The 19,827-nt window shown below is 64.7% G+C and carries 16 protein-coding genes; 4 read left to right on the top strand and 12 right to left on the bottom strand.

Annotation, left to right across the window (positions count from 1 at the left end):
* Positions 1-48 precede the first annotated feature (48 nt).
* Positions 49-774: an SDR family NAD(P)-dependent oxidoreductase gene (locus tag R3P93_RS01375; RefSeq protein ID WP_317532264.1), complete on the top strand. Its 726-nt coding sequence runs from the start codon at positions 49-51 to the stop codon at positions 772-774.
* A gap of 14 nt (positions 775-788) precedes the next feature.
* On the opposite strand, the gene R3P93_RS01370 is transcribed toward R3P93_RS01375, so the two are convergent.
* Positions 789-1,289: a metallophosphoesterase family protein gene (locus R3P93_RS01370; protein ID WP_094639167.1), complete on the bottom strand. Its 501-nt coding sequence runs from the start codon at positions 1,287-1,289 to the stop codon at positions 789-791.
* A 23-nt stretch (positions 1,290-1,312) separates the two neighbouring features.
* On the bottom strand, positions 1,313-4,588 hold the full coding sequence (locus R3P93_RS01365; RefSeq protein WP_317532263.1) for an error-prone DNA polymerase: 3,276 nt from the start codon (positions 4,586-4,588) through the stop codon (positions 1,313-1,315).
* A 124-nt stretch (positions 4,589-4,712) separates the two neighbouring features.
* Between R3P93_RS01365 and R3P93_RS01360 the strand changes: the two genes are divergently transcribed.
* On the top strand, positions 4,713-6,842 hold the full coding sequence (locus R3P93_RS01360; protein ID WP_317532262.1) for an MMPL family transporter: 2,130 nt from the start codon (positions 4,713-4,715) through the stop codon (positions 6,840-6,842).
* 34 nt (positions 6,843-6,876) lie between these two features.
* Complete coding sequence (locus R3P93_RS01355) at positions 6,877-8,877, top strand: SDR family oxidoreductase (protein WP_317532261.1); 2,001 nt, start codon at positions 6,877-6,879, stop codon at positions 8,875-8,877.
* 9 nt (positions 8,878-8,886) lie between these two features.
* On the opposite strand, the gene R3P93_RS01350 is transcribed toward R3P93_RS01355, so the two are convergent.
* From R3P93_RS01350 to R3P93_RS01335, 4 genes are read right to left on the bottom strand one after another with little or no spacing between them, the layout of a single operon-like run.
* Positions 8,887-9,396, bottom strand: a complete 510-nt coding sequence (locus R3P93_RS01350) for a hypothetical protein (protein ID WP_317532260.1) — start codon at positions 9,394-9,396, stop codon at positions 8,887-8,889.
* Between the two features lie 11 nt (positions 9,397-9,407).
* A complete protein-coding gene (locus R3P93_RS01345; protein WP_394855237.1) occupies positions 9,408-10,172 on the bottom strand; it encodes an alpha/beta fold hydrolase in 765 nt (254 codons plus the stop codon).
* 22 nt (positions 10,173-10,194) lie between these two features.
* Positions 10,195-11,784: a DNA polymerase Y family protein gene (locus tag R3P93_RS01340; RefSeq protein ID WP_317532259.1), complete on the bottom strand. Its 1,590-nt coding sequence runs from the start codon at positions 11,782-11,784 to the stop codon at positions 10,195-10,197.
* Positions 11,781-12,593 (bottom strand): hypothetical protein, encoded by an 813-nt coding sequence (locus tag R3P93_RS01335; protein ID WP_176460342.1) that lies wholly within the window; start codon positions 12,591-12,593, stop codon positions 11,781-11,783. The genes R3P93_RS01340 and R3P93_RS01335 overlap by 4 nt, the downstream gene beginning before the upstream one ends.
* Positions 12,594-12,792: 199 nt before the next feature.
* On the opposite strand from R3P93_RS01335, the gene R3P93_RS01330 reads away from it, so the two are divergent.
* Positions 12,793-14,022, top strand: a complete 1,230-nt coding sequence (locus R3P93_RS01330) for a serine/threonine-protein kinase (RefSeq protein WP_394855236.1) — start codon at positions 12,793-12,795, stop codon at positions 14,020-14,022.
* A gap of 8 nt (positions 14,023-14,030) precedes the next feature.
* On the opposite strand, the gene R3P93_RS01325 is transcribed toward R3P93_RS01330, so the two are convergent.
* The 6 genes from R3P93_RS01325 to R3P93_RS01300 all read right to left on the bottom strand — a co-directional run bounded on the left by R3P93_RS01325 (position 14,031) and on the right by R3P93_RS01300 (position 19,630).
* Positions 14,031-14,711: a response regulator transcription factor gene (locus tag R3P93_RS01325; protein WP_317532257.1), complete on the bottom strand. Its 681-nt coding sequence runs from the start codon at positions 14,709-14,711 to the stop codon at positions 14,031-14,033.
* Positions 14,699-15,838, bottom strand: coding sequence for a sensor histidine kinase (locus tag R3P93_RS01320; RefSeq protein ID WP_317532256.1), 1,140 nt, complete (start codon positions 15,836-15,838; stop codon positions 14,699-14,701). The genes R3P93_RS01325 and R3P93_RS01320 overlap by 13 nt, the downstream gene beginning before the upstream one ends.
* A gap of 10 nt (positions 15,839-15,848) precedes the next feature.
* Positions 15,849-16,550, bottom strand: a complete 702-nt coding sequence (locus R3P93_RS01315; protein WP_317532255.1) for a YqeB family protein — start codon at positions 16,548-16,550, stop codon at positions 15,849-15,851.
* 87 nt (positions 16,551-16,637) lie between these two features.
* Positions 16,638-17,645 carry a DNA polymerase III subunit beta family protein gene (locus R3P93_RS01310; protein WP_317532254.1) on the bottom strand — a complete coding sequence of 336 codons (1,008 nt, stop codon included), beginning with the start codon at positions 17,643-17,645 and terminating at the stop codon, positions 16,638-16,640.
* Between the two features lie 51 nt (positions 17,646-17,696).
* The gene (locus R3P93_RS01305) at positions 17,697-18,344 is read right to left on the bottom strand and encodes a response regulator (RefSeq protein ID WP_068051262.1); all 648 of its coding nucleotides are present in this window, start codon (positions 18,342-18,344) and stop codon (positions 17,697-17,699) included.
* Complete coding sequence (locus tag R3P93_RS01300; protein WP_094686498.1) at positions 18,341-19,630, bottom strand: sensor histidine kinase; 1,290 nt, start codon at positions 19,628-19,630, stop codon at positions 18,341-18,343. The genes R3P93_RS01305 and R3P93_RS01300 overlap by 4 nt, the downstream gene beginning before the upstream one ends.
* Positions 19,631-19,827: the final 197 nt, after the last annotated feature.

The following is a 19,827-nucleotide window of genomic DNA, read 5'->3' as shown; positions in this document are numbered from 1 at the left end:
CGCGTCTCCAGTGCATTGTGCCTGCTGCGCGATGGTTATTGTCGAGAGATGAATGCTCCCTTGACCGTCGTCACCGGCGGTAGTCGCGGAATCGGCGCGGCGGTGTCCAGGCGGTTGGTGGCCGACGGGCACGATGTGGTGATCGGCTATCGCTCCGACGCCATTGCCGCGGAAGCGTTGGCCGCCGAATTGTCGACCGACGGCCGAACGGTGATTGCCGTGCAAGCCGATACAACCGACGAGCAGGCGGTGATCGATCTGTTCACCGCAGCCGCTGAGATCGGCACCGTCACCGGTCTGGTGAACAACGCCGGTTCGGCGCGCGCCGTGGGGGTGTTGGTGGACAACGACATCGAGACCATCAGAGCGGATCTCGATGTGAACCTGGTCGGGGTGATCACCTGCTGCAAGTACGCGATTGCGGCGATGGCCGAATCAGGTGGCTCCATCGTCAACATCTCCTCCGCCGCCGCGACCCTGGGCAGTCCGGGCATGTACGTCCACTACGCGGCAGCCAAGGCCGCCGTTGATACACTGACGGTCGGACTGTCGAAAGAAGTTGCTGCGCAGAACATCCGCGTCAATGCCGTGGCACCCGGGATCATCGAGACCGACTTCCACCGAGATCGAGATCGGCCACGGAAGATGGCGTCGAGCATTCCCCTCGGTCGCCCCGGTGTGCCGGACGAGATCGGCGGTGCGGTGTCGTGGTTGTTGTCCGAGGATGCGCGATACGCGACCGGAACCGTCATCAGGGTGGCCGGCGGAATGTGAGTACGTCGACTCCTCTATCGAGGGGCGATACGGTGCAGCTCCACATCCGTCAGCGCACCACCTTCGGCCGTGGCCGTCATGTACGTACAGAACGGTTGCCGACGCCGATCCGTCGGTGATCCCGGGTTGAGCAGCCGTAGTCCGTTGTCCGCGAACGTGTCCCACGGTATGTGGCTGTGGCCGAACACGAGCACGTCCGTCTCCGGGTACGCCGCTGCCATTCGTCGTTCACGTCCCGTCGCGGCACCGGTCTCGTGCACCACGCTGAATCGGACTCCGCCGAGAACGACGTCGGCGCGTTCGGGCATCAGAGCCCGCAACTCTTCGCCGTCGTTGTTGCCCCAGCACGCAACCAGGCGACGCGACCGCTGTGAGAGTTGCTCGAACGCAGCCAGGTTCACCCAGTCGCCTGCATGGATCACCACATCGGCGTCGTCCACAGCCGACCACACCTCGGCGGGGAGATCACGAGCGCGCTTCGGGAGATGAGTGTCGGCAATCAGCAGTAGCTTCACCCCTCGATTGTGCACGTCGCCGATCAACGGAAGTCCCTGGATCTGGATGCGACTCGAAGATCCATCAGTTGCAGATGATCGGCCACCACGGTCACCGCACCCTCGGCGTTCTGCACCTTTCCCCGAATCAGCAACGCCGGAGCCGTGATCGCCAGCTTGCGGTACTTGGCCCACAATCCGACCGAGCACACCACGTTGACCATCCCGGTCTCGTCCTCGAGGTTGATGAACGTGACGCCTCCGGCAGTTGCCGGCCGCTGGCGATGCGTCACCGCTCCGCCGACCAGCACTCGGTCTCCGTCCGGAATCTGCAGCAGCCGGTTCGCGGGAATCACGCCGAGCGAATCGAGCCGATCTCGAAAGAACTGCGTGGGATAGGAATTCGGTGACACACCTGTTGCCCAGACGTCGGCCGAGGCCAGATCGAGATCCGACATTCCCGGTAGCGCAGGCGCTTTCGTCGACGCTCCGATGCCGGGGAGCAGTCCCGGACGCTCCCCCGCCGCTGCACCCGCAGCCCACAGTGCCTCTCGGCGAGTGATGCCGAAGCACCCGAGTGCACCTGCCGTCGCCAGCGATTCCGCCTGCGCCACCGACAGTTCGACGCGTCCCGTCAGGTCCAGGAACGAGGTGTAGAGCCCGTGTGCGTCTCGTGCGTCGACGATCTTCTGGGCCACTGCGGTCCCGATGAACTTCACATCGGCCAACCCCATGCGAATCTCGAGGCCGTCCGCCTCGAGATTCGCATGGCCGAGACTGGCGTTCACGTCTGCACCGTGGACGAGCACACCGTGCCGCCTGGCGTCGGCGACCAGGGATTGCGGTGAGTAGAAACCCATCGGTTGAGCGCGCAGCAGGCCGGCACAGAATGCCGCCGGGTGGTGCAGCTTGAACCACGAGGAGTAGAACACCAGTGAGGCGAAACTCTGCGAATGGCTTTCGGGGAAACCGAAATTGGCGAATGCGGACAGCTTTTCGTAGATTCGGTCTGCCGCCGTGCCGGTGATGCCGTGAAGATCGCGCATCCCGTCGTAGAACCGCCCACGCAGCAGTTCCATCTTCTCCGGTGATCGCTTCGACCCCATCGCACGGCGCAGTTGATCGGCGTCGGCGGCACTGAAGCCGGCGACGTCGATGGCCATCTGCATCAGCTGTTCCTGGAACAGCGGCACTCCGAGTGTTCGATCGAGTGCCTTCTTCAGCGACGGATGCTCGAAGATCACCGGCTCGAGTCCGTTGCGGCGCTTGATGTACGGGTGCACCGAACCACCCTGGATCGGACCGGGACGGATCAGCGCGACCTCGACCACCAGATCGTAGAAGTTGCGCGGCTTGAGCCGCGGCAGAGTGGCCATCTGCGCGCGAGACTCGACCTGGAACACCCCGACCGAATCGGCTCGCTGGAGCATCTCGTACACCGCAGGCTCGGACAGGTCGATCGAGGCGAGTTCGATATCGATGCCCTTGTGCTCGGCGATCAGGTCCATCATGTAGTGCAACGCCGAGAGCATGCCGAGGCCTAGCATGTCGAACTTCACCAAACCCACTGCGGCACAGTCGTCCTTGTCCCACTGCAGCACACTGCGATTCTCCATCGTCGCCCATTCCACCGGGCAGACGTCCGCGATCGGCCGATCGCAGATCACCATGCCACCGGAGTGGATGCCGAGGTGCCGCGGGAAGCCCTCGATCTGCCGCGCGAGTTCGAGAACCGATTCGGGAATATTGTCGCCCTCCTGATCACCGATTCCGGACCAGCGGGTGATCTGCTTGCTCCATGCGTCCTGCTGCCCCTGTGAGAAGCCCAGCGCACGGGCCATGTCTCGCACGGACGACTTGCCGCGGTAGGTGATGACGTTGGCCACCTGAGCGGCATGAGTGCGGCCGTACTTGGCGTAGACGTGTTGGATCGCCTCTTCTCGACGATCGGATTCGATGTCGATGTCGATGTCCGGCGGCCCGTCGCGCTCGGGTGCGAGGAACCGTTCGAACAGCAGCTTGTTCGCCACCGGGTCGACGTTGGTGATGCCGATCGCGAAGCAGACAGCCGAGTTGGCCGCCGAACCTCTTCCCTGACAGAGGATGTCGTGTGTCTTGCAGAAGTGGACGATGTCGTGGACCACCAGGAAATAGCCGGGGAATTCGAGCCTCTCGATGATGTCGAGCTCGTACTCGAGCTGCGAGTACGCCGCCGGGTTCGCCGACTGCGAGCCGTACCGACGGGCGGCCCCCTCGAACGTGAGTCGACGCAGATAGCTGATCTCGGTGTACCCGTCGGGCACCTCGAAGGGCGGGAGGCGTGGCGCGATCAGCTTCAGATCGAACGAGCACTCACGACCGAGCTCGACGGCACCGCGCACCGCGCCGGGATAGTGCTCGAACAGTTCCGCCATCTCCGATCCGGACCGTAGATGTCCGCCGCCGGTCGGTGCCAACCAACCGGCAGCCTCGTCCAAACTGCTCCGAGCGCGCACAGCGGCCATCGCCATGGCCAATCTCCTGCTGCGCGGACTGGCGTAGTGCGCGGCCGTGGTTGCGATCGTCGGAAGACCGTACTTGCGAGCCAGTGCCGCGAGCGCGTCGTTGCGCTCGTCGTCGTCGGCGATTCCGTGCCGGGTGAGTTCGACGGTGACGCGATCGGCCCCGAAGCGGTCGACGAGAGTGCGCAGCGCGGATTCGGCCGCCTCCGGGCCACCGCGCGAGAGTGCCTGCCGAACATGGCCCTTCCGGCAACCGGTGAGAATCTGCCAGTGCCCGCCCGCTGATTCGGTGAGTTCGTCGATGTCGTACTGCGGCTTTCCTTTGACCCCGCCGGCCAGGTGTGCGGCCGCGATCCGACGCGAAAGCCGGCGATACCCCTCCTGGCCGCGAGCGAGCACCAGTAGATGAGTGCCGTCGGGATCGGTCTCCCCGGCTCGGGATCGATGTGTGTCCAGTGAGAGTTCGGCACCGAACACGGTTCCGATGCCGAGAGCTCTGGCTGCCTCGGCGAAGCGCACGACCCCGTAGAAACCGTCGTGATCGGTGATGGCGATGGACTCGAGGCCCAGGCGTACCGCCTCCTCGACCATCTCCTCGGGCTGCGAGGCACCGTCGAGAAAGCTGAACGCCGAGTGCGCATGCAATTCTGCATACGGCGTCGTGGGCAGCGCGGGCTTGTCGATGGTGCGGTCGTAGACGTCCCTCTTTCGCGACCACGCCGGGCTGTCGCCGCCGTCGCCCTCGGCCGCCGGCTTGGGACGTCCGGACAGGACGCGCTCCATCTCCGACCACGTGGGTGGTCCGTCGTTCCATCCCATCGAGCCCTCCCCTCACCGCATCGCCGTTGCATCGAACACTTGTTCTAATGAGAGCACGAGGGTCCGACACGATCAACTACAGTCGAGTCGCCACTGACCCCTTCCACAGAGCCGGAGCACCGTCGTGACTCGTTGGGCCTCGTTCGTCGTATCGCACAAACGATGGGTGCTGGCTGTCGTCGTCGCCGTCGTCACGGTCGGCGGGGTGTTGGGACTGAGCGTCTTCTCGAAACTGAGCGAGGGCGGCTACGCAGACGCCGGCAGCGAATCGTCCGAGGTGGCACGGCTCGTACAGGGCATCGGCCAACCGACTCCCGACATCGTGGCGATCTACACCGCACCCGAGGGCGAGACGATCGACGACATCGGCCCCCGAGTGCAAGCGACGATCGACGAGTTCACCGGTCGATACACCCTCGGCAACGTCAACTCGTACTGGACCGCAGACCCGGTCAGCAGAGAATTTCTGATCTCGAAAGACCGAACCAAGGCCTTGGCGACGGTGTCCCTGGGGGCGAACTCGGGCGTCACGTTCAACACCTTCGGCGACCTGCCGCCCCAGCTCGAAGTACCCGGCATCGAATCGCAGTTCGCCGGCGCATCGGTGGTCGGGGTATCGCTCAGCGAGACCCTCGAACGCGACCTGGTCCGCTCCGAGATCATCGCTGTTCCCATCACGCTGCTGCTGCTGATATTCATCTTCGGCGGCGTCGTCGCCGCAGCGGTCCCGGTGTTCGTCGGCATCCTCAGCGTGCTCAGTTCCCTGGCCATCCTGCGGGTGCTCACCGAGTTCACCGAAGTCAGCTCGTTCTCCATCAATGTCGCGTCGCTACTGGGGCTCGGCCTTGCCATCGACTACGGACTGTTCATCGTCAGCAGATTCCGCGAGGAACTACGCGGCGGGTCGACGCCGTTCGACGCGACCGTCCGCACGGTGTCCACCGCAGGCAAGACCGTCGTCTTCTCCGGACTGCTGCTGATCTGCGCATTCGCGGGCATGCTCGTCTTCCCGCAGGCGGTGATCCGATCCCTCGGGTTCGGGGCCATGGCGGCGGTGGCGAGCGCGGCCGTTCTGTCCCTGACCGTGATTCCGGCGCTGCTCGCGATTCTCGGCCCCCGCATCAACTCCTGGACGTGGTCGCGTACCGCGTCCGATCGCAGCGATGCACGGGCACACAAGTTCTGGGGCGGCGTCGTCACCCGCGTGATGAAGCATCCGGGAATCGTCGCGGCCGTCATCGTCGCCGGGTTGCTGATCATCGCCACCCCGATTCTCAAGGTCTCGCTCGGCGAGGTCGATTACACGGCGCTGCCGAAGGACAATCCTGCGCGCATGGCGTTCGAGACGCTCGGCACCGACTTCGAATCCACCGGCGAGGGTGCCACCGTGGTTCTTCGCGGCCTGGACGGCGTCAAGCCTCAGGGCGCACCCATCGCAGCCCTCACCTCGGCTGTGGAATCCACACCGGGTATCGCTCGCGCCGAATTCCTGGGCTCCAAAGACGATTTCGTGACACTTCAGGCGTCCTACAGCGAGCCGACCGGCGGCCTGACCGAGGCCGAATCTCAATCCGAGGCAGTGTCTGCACTGCGCTCGATCGCCCCGCCCGACGGCACCGAGATCCTCGTCGGCGGCGGACGAGCCAACGTCGACGACGGCAATGCTGCCATCGCGAAGTGGCTACCGGTGATGATCGCCATCATGGTCGTCTCGACGCTGGTGTTGCTGTTCCTCGCGTTCGGCTCGATCGTGCTGCCCGTCAAGGCCGTACTGATGGCCGGACTGAGCCTGGGCGCAACCTTCGGCGCACTCACGTGGGTGTTCCAGGAAGGCCACGGAGCATCCCTGCTCGGCGTCACCCCAGGACCGCTCGAGTCGACGTTCGTCGTTCTCATCCTCGCGGTCATCTTCGGCTTGTCGACCGACTACGAGGTGTTCCTGATGTCGCGCATGGTCGAGGCTCGCGCGGCGGGAGCGACTACCGAGGAAGCGGTGATCTTCGGAGCCCAACGCACCGGACGCATCGTCACTGCGGCGGCGTTGATTCTGATCGTCGTCACCGGCGCCTTCACCATCTCGGGTCTGTCGATCATGAAGTTCCTCGGCGTCGGAGTCATTCTGGCCCTGATCATCGACGCGACGATCATCCGGATGTTGCTGGTTCCGTCCTTGGTCAAACTCATGGGCGAGGCCAATTGGTGGGCACCCGCCTGGATGAAGAAAGTGCACGAAAAAGCCGGTATCGGGCACTAGCACCGGAACTTACTTCGGAGTAGGGTCGGCTCGCATGGCGAACTTCATCGTAACCGGCGGTACCGGGTTTCTCGGGAAGAACGTGCTGCCGCGATTGCTCGAACGCGATGCACTCGCGGCAATCCACGTGCTGGTGCGTCCGAGTTCGGTGGCGCAGCTCGAGCGACTGGCACAGCACCTCGACGGCGGCGACCGAATTCACCCGCTGGTCGGCGACCTCACCGAGCCGGAGCTCGGACTCCGAGACGTGCCTTCCGACATCGACCACATCCTCCACCTCGGAGCCGTCTACGATCTGACCGCGGGCGACGAGCAGACCCCGACCAACGTCGCCGGAACGGCCTCGGTGATTCGTCTCGCCGAGAAGACGGGGGCTCGCCTGCACCACATCTCGTCGATCGCAGTTGCGGGCGATCACCGAGGAACGTTCTCGGAGAACGACTTCGACCTCGGTCAAGCCTTTCCGACGGCATATCACCGCACCAAATTCGAGTCCGAGAAGCTGGTGCGAGAGAGCGCTGCGGACTGGCGGGTCTACCGGCCCGCGGCGATCATCGGCCACTCGGAGACCGGTGCGATCGACAAAGTGGACGGCCCGTACTACTTCTTCCCGTTCTTCGCCGAACTTGCCAAGCTGCCTTCGGCCATACCGATCACGGTGCCGAAGATGGGTTCCACCAACCTCGTTCCGGTCGATTACGTCGCCGACGCCATCGTCGAGCTCGTGCATCGAGACACTTCTTCCGGCAGCGTGTTCCATCTGGTGAACACGAGTCCGCAATCCATGGCCGAGGTGTATTCCGCATTCTCGTCGGCAGCCGGATCGCGAGCGAAGATCGTCGCCGTACCGGGTGCACTGGTCGCTCCGGTCGTCTCCCCCAAATACCGAGCCGTACGCAAGCAACGCGACGCCGCCCTCCGTGATCTCGGCGTACCTCCGGTGATGCTCGATCACTTGACCCTGCCCACGGTGTTCGAGTCGGCAGCGACGCAGAAAGCATTGCAGGGCAGCTCGATTGCACCGCCTCCACTGCGCACGTACGCCGATCGCGTGTGGACCTACTGGCGGGAGAACTTCGATCCCAAGCGCAATCGCCGAAACGATCCGCGCGGATCACTGTTCGGTCGTCACATCATCATCACCGGCGGCTCCTCCGGCATCGGCCGGGCCAGCGCCGAGGCGGCCGCACGCAAGGGCGCAGTGGTCATTCTTCTCGCACGCGGGCAGGATCAACTCGACGACGTAGTCGAAAGAATTCGCGAATCAGGTGGCACCGCATACGGTTACCCGTGCGACGTAACCGACAGCGAGTCGGTCGAGCACACCGTGAAAACCGTTCTGAGCGAACACGGTCATGTCGACATGCTGGTCAACAACGCCGGGCGATCCATCCGCCGCTCGCTTTACCGTTCCACCGATCGGTTGCACGATTACGAGCGCACCATGGCCGTCAACTACTTCGGGGCAATTCGGTTGGTGCTGGCGCTGCTGCCACACATGCGCGAACGTCAGTTCGGGCACGTGGTCAACATCTCCAGCGCTGCCGTCCTGGGACACCCCCCTCGGTTCTCGGCCTATGTGGCCAGCAAGGCAGCGCTCGACGGGTTCACCGATGTTGCTGCGGCAGAAACACTCTCGGACGGAATTACGTACACCACGATCCACATGCCGCTGGTGGACACTCCGATGATCACCCCGACGGGCGACAAGAACGTCGGCCCGGTGTTCTCACCGGAGAAGGCCGCGGCCATGGTGATCCGCGCATTGAGCGACAAGCCCAAACGCATCGATACGCCGCTGGGAACGCTCGGACAGTTCGGAGCCATCTTCGCCCCCAAGGGCAAGGACCGCACGATGCACCAGCACTACCGCACGTTCGCCGAGTCCGCGGCTGCCAAAGGAGAAGCGCAGGTACCTCTCGAGGACGGAATGGTGCCCTACCGAGTCCGGCCCTACGATCCGAAAGCTCCGAGCGCACGCATCGGCAAAGTGATCCGTCGCGCCGGCAGATTGGTTCCCGGCACCAGTTGGTGACCGGCGGGGTCAGCGCAGCAGTGCCTTTCCCCAGACACGCAGGAATCCCTGACTCAGGTATGTCAGAGTGCCGATGGCCAGTACCCATTTGACGGTGCTGACCACGGTGGTGGCGCGGACGACGGTGTCGGTGATCTGTTCGCGGTTGTCGACCAGAATCAGTCCGACGATGTTCTCGATGTAGTCGCCGGCAGCAGAGGCCACGGGTGCGACGGCCAATGCAGTCGTCACTGCAGGGCTCAGCGGGGTCTTGTCCGCCAGGCTCCTCGCGCCGGCACGCAATGCAACGGCGTAGATCGCCGGATGGACGAAATCGGGTAGATAGTGGCTGCGGAACCGGGCGATCTCGGTCTCGTCCATGCTCGCCAGGATCTGCCGATAGCGCTCGGCTGACCACGTCGTCTGCACGGCAAGCACTTTCGAAGCTGCGGGGCCGAGCAATCGGGCGATGTTGGCCTGGGATACGACGAACAGTGCCGACCAGCCCAGCATCCTGCGATCGAGCGCACTCGGTGTCATGTCCGAAGACACTAGTGCGTCAGAAACGGGAGGACGGTGGCCTCGAACGCCGAGTAGCCGTCACGATGAATGCTGTGTCCGGTGCGGAACGCCTCGACGCGGCAGGTCGAGATCTCGGAGACCATCGCGTCCAGTCGTTCCGGATCGACCATGCCGCCGGGACCGCCGCGAAGCACCAACGTCGGAGCAGCGATGTCGGCCAACGACTCCCACCATTGCGGATTCGGCCGACGGAACTGCTCGAGAGCAGTGGCGGTCATCGAGCGATCGAAGGCGAGTACCGCGCGGGGATGTAGAACGACGCTACTCGCTGCGTGCCAGAGTTCGGTGATCGACGGCATCTTGCCGGTCAGCGTCGGCGGAGCGTCCCCCGGCCTGATCGGTATCGGGAGCTCTTCGAGCACCAGACGCCGAACGAGCTCCGGGCGACGTTGTGCGACGAGCGAAACCGCATATCCACCGAGGGAATGGCCGACGAGATCGACTTCGTTCAGCCCGAGGTGGTCGATCAGGGCCAGCAGGTCTGCCCCGAAGGAATCGAACTCGTACGTGGACGTGTGCGCACTCTTGCCATGTCCGCGCAGATCGACGGTGATCACCCGGCGGCCCTGCGCGGTGAGCGCCCGGGTGAACCGATCCCAGGTTGTGCTGTCACCGCCCATACCGTGCACCAGCATCACCGGTGCCGAATCCGAGTTCGCATGCCCCAGCGGGGTGAACGAGCGATACGCGATATCGACGCCATCGAGGTCGACCGTCTCCGACATCATCTGCATTCCTTCGACGGTAGCGGTGCCGCTATTCGTAGATTCCTTCCACCCGCCACCGACCCTCGTCGAAGACCAGCAGCAAGGCCCTTTCGTCGTCGAGCACCACCTGGGCTCGCGCCGTCGGACCCGTCGCCGCGTGGCCACTGTCCCACCACCGCTCGTCCACCGGCCACGGTCCCGCCAGACCCGTCAACTCCCATTCCTTGGTGCCCCAGCGCAACCGCGACGGGGGCGCATCGAACACCCCACGATCGGTGACGCCGATTCCGGTTCCCGCTCGATTCATCAACGTCACTGTCGGACGTGTCTCGATCACTGCCGCCGGAGCAGGCTCGGGTAGCCGTCCCGGCCAAGGAGCCGAAGGATCGGATATCGGCACCAATTCGTCGCCGAGCGGACGCAGCGTGATCCGCTCGGCCGGCCCGCGGCCGCCGCTGAGCACACCACCGAGCACCGATTCGCCACCGAGCAGACCCTGTACGCGCACCAACGCCCGACGCGCCCTCTCGTCCTCGTCGCCGACACTGCCCCACAACCCCAGTTGCAGCTCACCCGCGGCCACCACTTCGATCGGTTCGAGCCGCAGCACGGTGATCGCGGACGTCGGCTTGTTCTCGCTGCGCCCGGTGATCCAGCCGTCCAGTTGCCACCGCACACGATCGGCTGTTCCTTCCGGCGTCAACGGCTCCGCGCAGCGCCAGATCCGCGACAGGTTCTCACCGTTACCGGTACTGGCATGCACCAGCAGCCGAGTGCACGCAACGGCAGCGGCGGCAAGCTTGGTGTGCAGCTGCTCGGCCAACCCGCGCCCGGCGAAGGCAGCGGCGTCGACCCGATCGATCGGCGGGTCGCACAGGTACTCCACATCCAGGTCGGGTGGAAGAGCCCTGGCCGACGGCGGACGCTCGGGCTCGCCTCGTGCACTGCGATGCGCCAACACCGCGTCGGTACCGAACCGGGACGCCACATCCCCCGGAGACAGTGCAGCGAAGTCGCCGATGGTTCGTAGACCCAAGCGCCGCAACAGATCCACCAGCTCACCGCGATCGGCAGCAGACATGCTCGGTTCCGCCGAGAGTTCCGCCACCGGCAACGGCGCGAGAAAGCCTGCACCCCCGCCGCGCGGCACCACCTGCGCATACCGCGCGGCGACGACCGCGGTGGACAGCTCGTCGGCGATACCGATCTGACATTCAACACCGGCAGCCGACGCTTCGTCGATCAGCCGTTCCGCGGCCCGATGCTCGGTACCGAAATACCGTCCGACGCCGCGGGCAGAAAGAACAAGCAGGCCCGGTCGCAGCACTTCCACTCCCGGTGCGATGGCGGCGATCGCCGAGACCACGGGCTCGAACAGTCGCGCATCACGATCGGTATCGGCCAGAGCGACATGCACTTCCGGGCACCGTGCCTGCGCTTCCCGACGGCGCAGGCCACGCTTGATGCCCGATGCGCGTGCCGTCGCCGAGCACGCGACGACCCGATTGGCCGAGGTGACGACCACAGGATGCGTCGCAGGGAGATCGGCCTGGGCAGCTGCTGCAACGGCAGGCCAATCGGGGCACCACAGTGCCAGAACACGGTTGGCATGAACACGGCTGGAGCGGTCGATGCTCATGTCGAGACCGCGATCGACAACGGATTCTGTTCGCGCCCCTCGGCATGCCACTCGATGCGGCCGTTCTCCGAACGCAGGTCGAGTCGAACGGTGCGGGGCCGCATCGCCTTGCCGCGAGCGCACACCGACAAACGGACGCCGCGCAGTCGGCCGCGACCAAGCTCCCGGCCCGTGCCGAGGCCGTCGTATCCGTGGACCGATGCGTCCAGTCGTAACTCTGCCCCGTCCCAGTGCCCATCGGTCACCAGCAGCGTCGAGCCCTTGCTACGTGCTCTGGCCACCACGGCCCTGGCCCGAGTGGGCGATACCGACAGACCACCGAGACCGAGCACGACGAGGTCGACACCGTCGAGCAGAATTGCCGCCACTTCCACCGGATCGGGACCGGGATCGGGAATCAGGGCAAGCTTGCTCAACTGTGCACCCATCTCGACCGCGGCCAGAATCCCGAAACGGGGCTGCCCGATGACGGCGACATGCCCACCGGCACCGGTCACCGCAGCCACCAACCCGATCAGGAGCGAGCCGGCACCGGATACCGAGGCCACCGTTCCACGCACCAGGCCGCCGTGCGGTAGTACCTCGATCAGCGCGGACGGCACCGGCAGAACGGGCCGCTGACGGGTTGGACGCTGCGTCGACGGTTCCTGAATCACGGGCTCGACAGGGTCCGAATTCTCGATGCGCACCGACGCCGTTTCGCCCCGGGAAGGCACGGCAGCCATCCGGCTACGCAGCAACGCCACGCGCTCCGGCAGCGACAACCCGTCGAGCGCATCCGGCGTGACAGAAGCTCCCGATACAGTCATGTCACTCCCCTTCGCGGCGTAGAAAATCGAGCCGAAACTTCGGTGTTCGACGGACGCGGGAAGTGGCGCATTCGAACACAATTTCGATCTGCACTCAGTAAAGCCGCTCGGACGGCAACTCGTCAAGGTGATGCCGAAGCCCCTGGTAGATGCCTCCGTTCCGTGGCTGCAGGCACGTCCCGCCATCGTCAACTAACCTGTGGACGTGACGGATCAGCAGCGTGTTCGACGGGGCGTCGGGCCCGACTACCTCCTGGCAGGCAGATACCGCCTGGCCGGCAAACTCGGCGGTGGAGGCATGGGCGCGGTATGGCTCGCCACCGACACACTTCTGCACCGTCAGGTGGCCGTCAAGCAGGTCACGTCCACCACTCGACTGACCCCTCAGCAGGCCGAGGAAGTACGCAACCGGGCCATGCGCGAGGGTCGCATCGCTGCCCGACTCTCCAGCCCGCACGCCATCGCGATGCACGACGTCGCTCTCGTCGACGGTGAGCCGTGGTTGGTCATGGAATACCTGTCCTCGCGCAGTCTCGCGCAGGCCCTCGGCACCACCGATTCGCTACCACCGTTCGAGGTCGCACAGATCGGCGCACAGATCGCCGATGCACTGACCGAGGCACACGAGGCCGGAATCGTGCACCGCGACATCAAGCCGGGCAACATTCTGATCGCCGATCGCGGCAAGGATCTGGGCATCGTCAAGATCAGCGACTTCGGTATCTCCCGCGCCAAGGGAGACGTCGAAGAAGCCGACGACAGCGTGATCACCGGTACCCCGGCTTATTTCGCACCCGAGGTCGCGCGCGGACAGGACCCCACCGCGGCCAGCGACGTGTTCTCCCTCGGCGCAACGCTGTACACGGCCATCGAAGGCAAACCGCCGTTCGACATCGACCACGATTCGATCGCACTGCTGCACCGAGTTGCCAAGGGGCAGATCATCGCTCCCACCCGCAGCGGCGATCTCACGGGACCGTTGCTGCACATGCTCGAGCCCGATCCTGCCCGACGCCCCACCATGGCGCAGGCCCGCGACGAGATCATCGTCGCCGCGATCAGCAAGCGCGGCACCATAGCTCAACTGCGCGGGGCGCCGCTGACATCTGCGGACGGTGTGGTCCCGGCATGGGCCAGGCGCTCGACACCGGTCTCCGAATCTCGCCGTCCGTCGCGGGAATTCGGAAGAACCATCGCGGGCCTACCGGCCGTGCAACCCGGTGAGAGCCAAGCCAATCCGGTCCCGTCCACGTATTCGCCACCACCGTTCGACCTGCCGAAAAAGAAGAAGAACCCGATCGACGACGTTCTGATGCGCATCGAGGACGTCATCGGTGACCGAACGTCGATTCCGTCGACCGCGATCCTCGCAGGACTCGTGCTCGCCGTCGTGATCGCTCTCGTTCTGGTGATCGCCCTTATGCTGTAGCCGAGCCCTCAACGCGACTCGTGCACGATGATCGCGATCTGAACCCTGTTGCTGCACTCCAGCTTCGTGAGGATTCGCGAGACATAGGTCTTCACGGTCGCCACACTCATGTACAGCTCCGCGCTGATCTCTGCATTCGACTTCCCCGATCCGACGGCGCCCGCCACTTCACGTTCGCGATCGGTCAAAGAACCGAGCAGCCCCCGCGCTCGTTCGGTAGCAGAATCGTGCGATCGAGCATCCTGCTCGCGCCAGTAGGCAACCAAACGTCCGACGGCCGTCGGCGACAGCATCGACTCCCCGATTCCGACGCGATGTACCGCGTCGATGATGTCGCTCGGCGGGGTGTCCTTGAGCAAGAACCCGTTTGCGCCGGCCCGCAGCGCCCGCAGCAAATACTCGTCGGTGTCGAAGGTGGTCAACACCACGATCGCTGCTGTAAAACCCTCTCCGCGAAGCAATTCGGTTGCCGCCAGACCATCCATGATCGGCATCCGCACGTCCATCAGAACCACGTCGGGAGACAACGCATGCACTGCTTCGATGCCACTGCGACCGTCGGCCTCCTCACCGACCACCCTGATTCCAGGATCCGAGCTCAGAATCAGCGACAGGCCCGCGCGGACCAACGCGTCGTCGTCGACCAGCAACACGGTGAGCGCAGCGGGACCATCGGTCAGTTCGGGCACGGTAACCACGCTTCCAGACGGTAGACCACGCCGACGCTGCTACGAGCAATTCCGTACTCGATTCGTCCGCCGGCCAACTCGATTCGTTCGGTGAGGCCGATCATTCCCGAGCGAGAACCGGGTACTGTCCCGAAACTCTTTGCACCGATACCGTTTTCGAGCCACACTCGAATCTCACTGTTCACCGGCGCAATTCCACAGCGGACCGGCACCCCTGGGGCATGTTTCCTTGCGTTGGTCAAACCCTCCTGAATCACACGGTGGACGGTGCGAGACGCGGAGGCAGGCAGCGAGAAGTCCGCAGGCATCTCGTCGACGAACGTCACCTGAGTACCGGCTTTCTCCGAATCCTCGATCAGTTCGGCGATGTCGTCCACACCCGGTTGTGGACGCGCAGAGCTGCTGACATCGCCGGATCGGAGTACTCCCAGTATCTCCCGCAGATCCTCGAGAGCACCGTGCGCATTCGATCTGATGGTGGACGCGAGCGCTTCGACCTCCCGAGCACCGACGTCCGGTCGGACCTCGAGCGCACCCGCATGGAGACTGACCAACGAGATCCGATGCGCCAGTGCGTCATGCATCTCGCGCGCGATCCGCTCCCGTTCGAGTCCGCGCAAGGTCTCTGCCCGCAGGTTCGACTCCGATTCCGCCCGCTCGGCCCGCTCTCGCAACGAGTCGATCACCTCGCGGCGCGACTTGACGACGATTCCCCACGCTGCCGGAACGGTCAGGAAGGCGAGACTGAGTATCGCGATGTACAGAACCGACGGTTGGTCGTCCCACACTCTCGTCCAGATCACCGGTGCCAGCACGTGCAGAACCACCGCCGCAATGGTGACTCGCCACGACTTCCGACATGCCACGGTGAAGACGGCCACCAGCTCGGCACCGCCCACTGCATCGGTGAGAACAGCGCACACAGCCAGCGCCACGGCGACCTCCACCGGCCACCGGCGACGCCACCACAGCATTACAGAGCCGAGGACACCGACGACAATCGACACGACCGTTCGGGTGGTGCTCATTGCCTCGGTGTCTGCGGTTACCGACAACACCAGCAACAGCGCGAATGCGATGGCGGCGACATCCCATGCCCGCTCCCGATGCCGTCGCAGCAGTGTCATGATTGCACCGTCATGATCGGACCAGGGGTCGCCAGTATTGACTGGTCTTCCTGTCTCGCACCACTACGCCGAGTCTGTCCAGCTCCGAACGCAATTCGCGTGCATCGGAACCGGCCTTCTTCTTCAGCGCCATGTCCCGAGCCTTCAACACCGCATTCACCTCCGGTGCCAGGCCCGGACTCTCGGGCACCCACAGGTAATACAGATCATCGTAGGGATCACCCGGCGCGACCTGGTAGCCCCGCTGCTCGAATGCCACCTCGATCGCATCACGTTTCTCCTCGCTCGACACTCTCACCAACTGGCGCGAAGCGGCGTCGAGCAACACGAGTTCTTTGCCATCGACGAATGCCGTGGCGACCTGCGATCTGGTGACGGTGACGGTTTCACCCTTCTCGGTGATGTGTACCTGCGTCTCCGACACCGCCACCCGCGCAGTGTCGTAGAACGCAGCGGCCACGAGCACCAACCCGAGCAGGATCCCCACTCCGATACACACGTACCGCACCCACCACTGCGACCAGGACGCAATCAACTCCAGCGGACCTTGGAACGGAATCCAGGTGAGCGACGCTCCCCACGACGCCACGAACGGCACCGCGAATCCGAGCAATGCCCCCACCAGAATGCCGCCGACGATCAGCACCATTCGATCGCCACGGGAGAACCACAGCACCGTTGGTGGTGACTTCTCGAGCATCTTGTCGTCCATACGCCCACGGTATCGAGCGTAGGAGCTGGTACCCAGTCATCGAAAGTCGACGATTTGCCGCGACTTTCGACGAGAGGAAGCACACGATCAGCCTAGAACCGGCATCACCAGCGTCGTCAGAGCGCCGTCGACTGCCGACCGCACCAGCATCGGCTGATCCGGCGCGGCGATATCGAGCATCAGGTCCGGCCCGACGGCCGATGCGACGGCAGCCTGCAGGACGGCCGCATCGAAGAACACCGTCATCTCGGAACCGGTGACCCGTGCGGGGACGACAACACCCTCGACCGTCAGGCCGTCCGGGCCTGCGTCGATCCGCAGCGTGCCGCTGTCGAGGGGAACGAAATCTCGTTGCACCACAACCCGCGTCGCGGTCGGAGCCAGACCGTCGACGATCGTCCGCCAGTCGGGGAAGTCGCCGTCGACAAGATCCACGGTGTGTTGGACGCCTTCGGACTCGAGCATCATCGCGTCGTCGGTTGCCGTCAACGCACAGTTCCCCGACGCGGGTAGAGACCCGAGGGAGCCGACCGCTGCGACACGCGACCAGGATGCCCCGGGCGAGCTCTGTGCGACGAGGCTGCGGGTGGAGAGTCGATACCGATCCGTCGCGGTGAGCGTGACAGTGCCACCGTCCACCTCGACCAACACGCCCCGCAGCACCGGGAACTCCTCGCTCGTTCCGGCCGCCGACGCGACCTGTTCCACCGCCGACGCGAAGTCGGCGGCAGATACCGTTGCTGTGCAGTACTTTTCGTCGAACAATCGGCGAATGGACACCGCAGCCTCGGCCGCTGCCCGGGCGCGTGCGGCAAGCTCGTCGACGTGCCGATCCACCATCTCCACCGCTGCAGCTCCGTCGCCGTCGAGGGCGGAGGCCACCTTATCGAGTGGCATCCCGATCTCGCGGAGTTGGCGGATGATGTTCGCTCGCTTCGCTTGTGCTCGGGTGTAGTAGCGATAACCGGACCTGGCGTCGATGGATGCCGGCACGAGCAATCCACAGTCGTCGTAGAAGCGAAGGGCACTGGGGGTCAGCCCGCTCGCGCGAGCGAACACACCGATGGTCAGGAATTCTTCGGCCGAATCAGTCATGGGGAAATCCTGAGGCTTCGGGTAGGTCGAAGGTCAAGCGAGATCGGTCACCTAGTCGATTCGACGCTTGTGCGCCCATCTGGTGAGCGCATTCCTGTTGGACTGCTGAGTCTTTCGGAGAACGTTCGAGGCGTGCGTCTCGACGGTCTTGACCGAGATGAATAGATCCTCGGCGATCTCACGATAGGTGTACCCGCGCGCGAGCAACCGCAGCACCTCCAGTTCACGGGGCGTCAGCGAATCCAGTTCCGGATCCAGCGGGGGCTCCGGAGCGGCACTGCGACCGGTGAACGAATCGAGGACGAACCCGGCCAGGCGGGGGCTGAACACGGCATCTCCCCCGGCGACGCGTCGAACACCGTCGGCGAGCTCCGAGCCGGAGATCGTCTTGGTGACGTATCCCCTCGCCCCGGCGCGGATGACGGCGATGACGTCCTCGGCGGCATCGGACACACTCAGGGCGAGACACACCGGCCCCTCGGAGATGCGGTTCAACACGGCCACGCCGCCGCCGTCGGGCATGTGCACGTCGAGCAACACCACGTCCGGCTTGGTCGATTCGATTCCCGAGACCGCCTCGGCGACGCCTCCCGCTTCCCCGACGACCTCGATGTCCGCCTCGCGGCCGAGTTCGGCTCGCACACCGGAACGGAACACCGCATGGTCGTCGACCAGGAAAACGCGGAAAGGTTCGGTCACGTCGGCTGCTCCTGCTGAGTGGATTCGGATGATTCCGTGGTCACGGAGGCACCGTTGCGCGGCATGAAGATTCGCACTTCGGTTCCCTTGCCGACGGTCGACCGTACCTGCACGGTGCCGCCGCGACGCTCGATACGTCCCCGAATGGACTTCGCCAGGCCCTGTCGATCCTCGGGTACCGCGGACTCGTCGAATCCGGCACCGCGGTCGCGAACGAAAACACTGACCTGGTCCGGTTCGGTTTCGGCGTACAGGTCGATATTGGTCTCACCGGAGTGCTTGGCCGCGTTGACCAATGCTTCTCGGGTTGCACCCAGCAGAGCCGTGAAACTTTCTCTGGACAGGCCGGATTCGACGTCGTCGGGCAGTAGTTGCACGTCACCGACCGTGATCGGTCTGACGGTGACACCGTGCTGATCCTCGACCTCGCCGGAGATTGTCTCGAGCGCATCGGACAAGTTCGAGTTATCGGTGTCGCCGCCGTCGAACAGCCATTTGCGTAGTTCACGCTCCTGGCCGCGCGCCAACCGCATCACCTCCTGTGGATGATCGGACTGCTTCTGGATCAGGGCCAGTGTCTGCAGCACCGAATCATGCAGGTGCGACGCGATTTCCTCGCGTTCGTCGTTGCGGATACGCGCAGACCGCTCGGCACCGAGCGCACGCCAGGTGCGCAGCCAGATGGGAACCGTCAACAGGCCGACGCCCACGAGAGTGACCACCACCGCCAGCAGGGACGAGCGCAGCGCCGCCAGATCGACCCGGGCGAGCACGACCACGGCGAGACCGAGCACGATCAACGTCGCTCCGCCGACGACCCTCGCCCAACTCAACACGGTCGGATGCTTGGGGAGCCCCAGAGCCGTTCGCGGCCCCTCCGAGTCGAACTCGCGCCATACCAGGGCAGCACCGATCACCACGACGATGACCGGCACGATGACCGAAGCAGCTGTGCCGCTGAGCAGCCAGGCGAGCCCGACGGCGAGGCCGAGACCGATGGCAGCCAACCCGAGCGCACGCTGACGTTCGGCGGCACTCGGGTGCGCAGTGTCCTCGCCCGCGGGCGTGAACATCCAGATCAGTCCGTAGGCGGCAATTCCGGCACCGGCGGACGCCGCGAGCAGTGCGAATGCGACCCGAACCTTGAACACGTCGACGCCGAGATGGTCGGCGAGACCGCCTGCGACGCCGCCGACGATGCGTCCGCCGCCGCGTCGTTGATAGGGGGCAGGAGCGGAGCCTGCAGGAGCGACAGGAAAAAGAGGAACGGCATGGGTGACCGGCACGTCGCCGGCTTCGAAAGATGTGGTGCGGGCGGCGTCAACGGGTGGATTGTCGACAGGGTGCACGCCTTCGATCCTGGCACGGATGCGGTGGTCGTCGCATCAGGGTTCGCCCTGATGTTTCGCGGTTCCGTCGAGGTGGACCCGATCTCGGGGACGAAGATCAGGGGTATCCCTGATGTGTTTCGTGGTCGCTGCGG

The organism is Rhodococcus cerastii (assembly GCF_033042195.1).
Lineage (GTDB): Bacteria > Actinomycetota > Actinomycetes > Mycobacteriales > Mycobacteriaceae > Rhodococcoides.
This window is presented reverse-complemented; position numbering and strand designations above follow the sequence as displayed.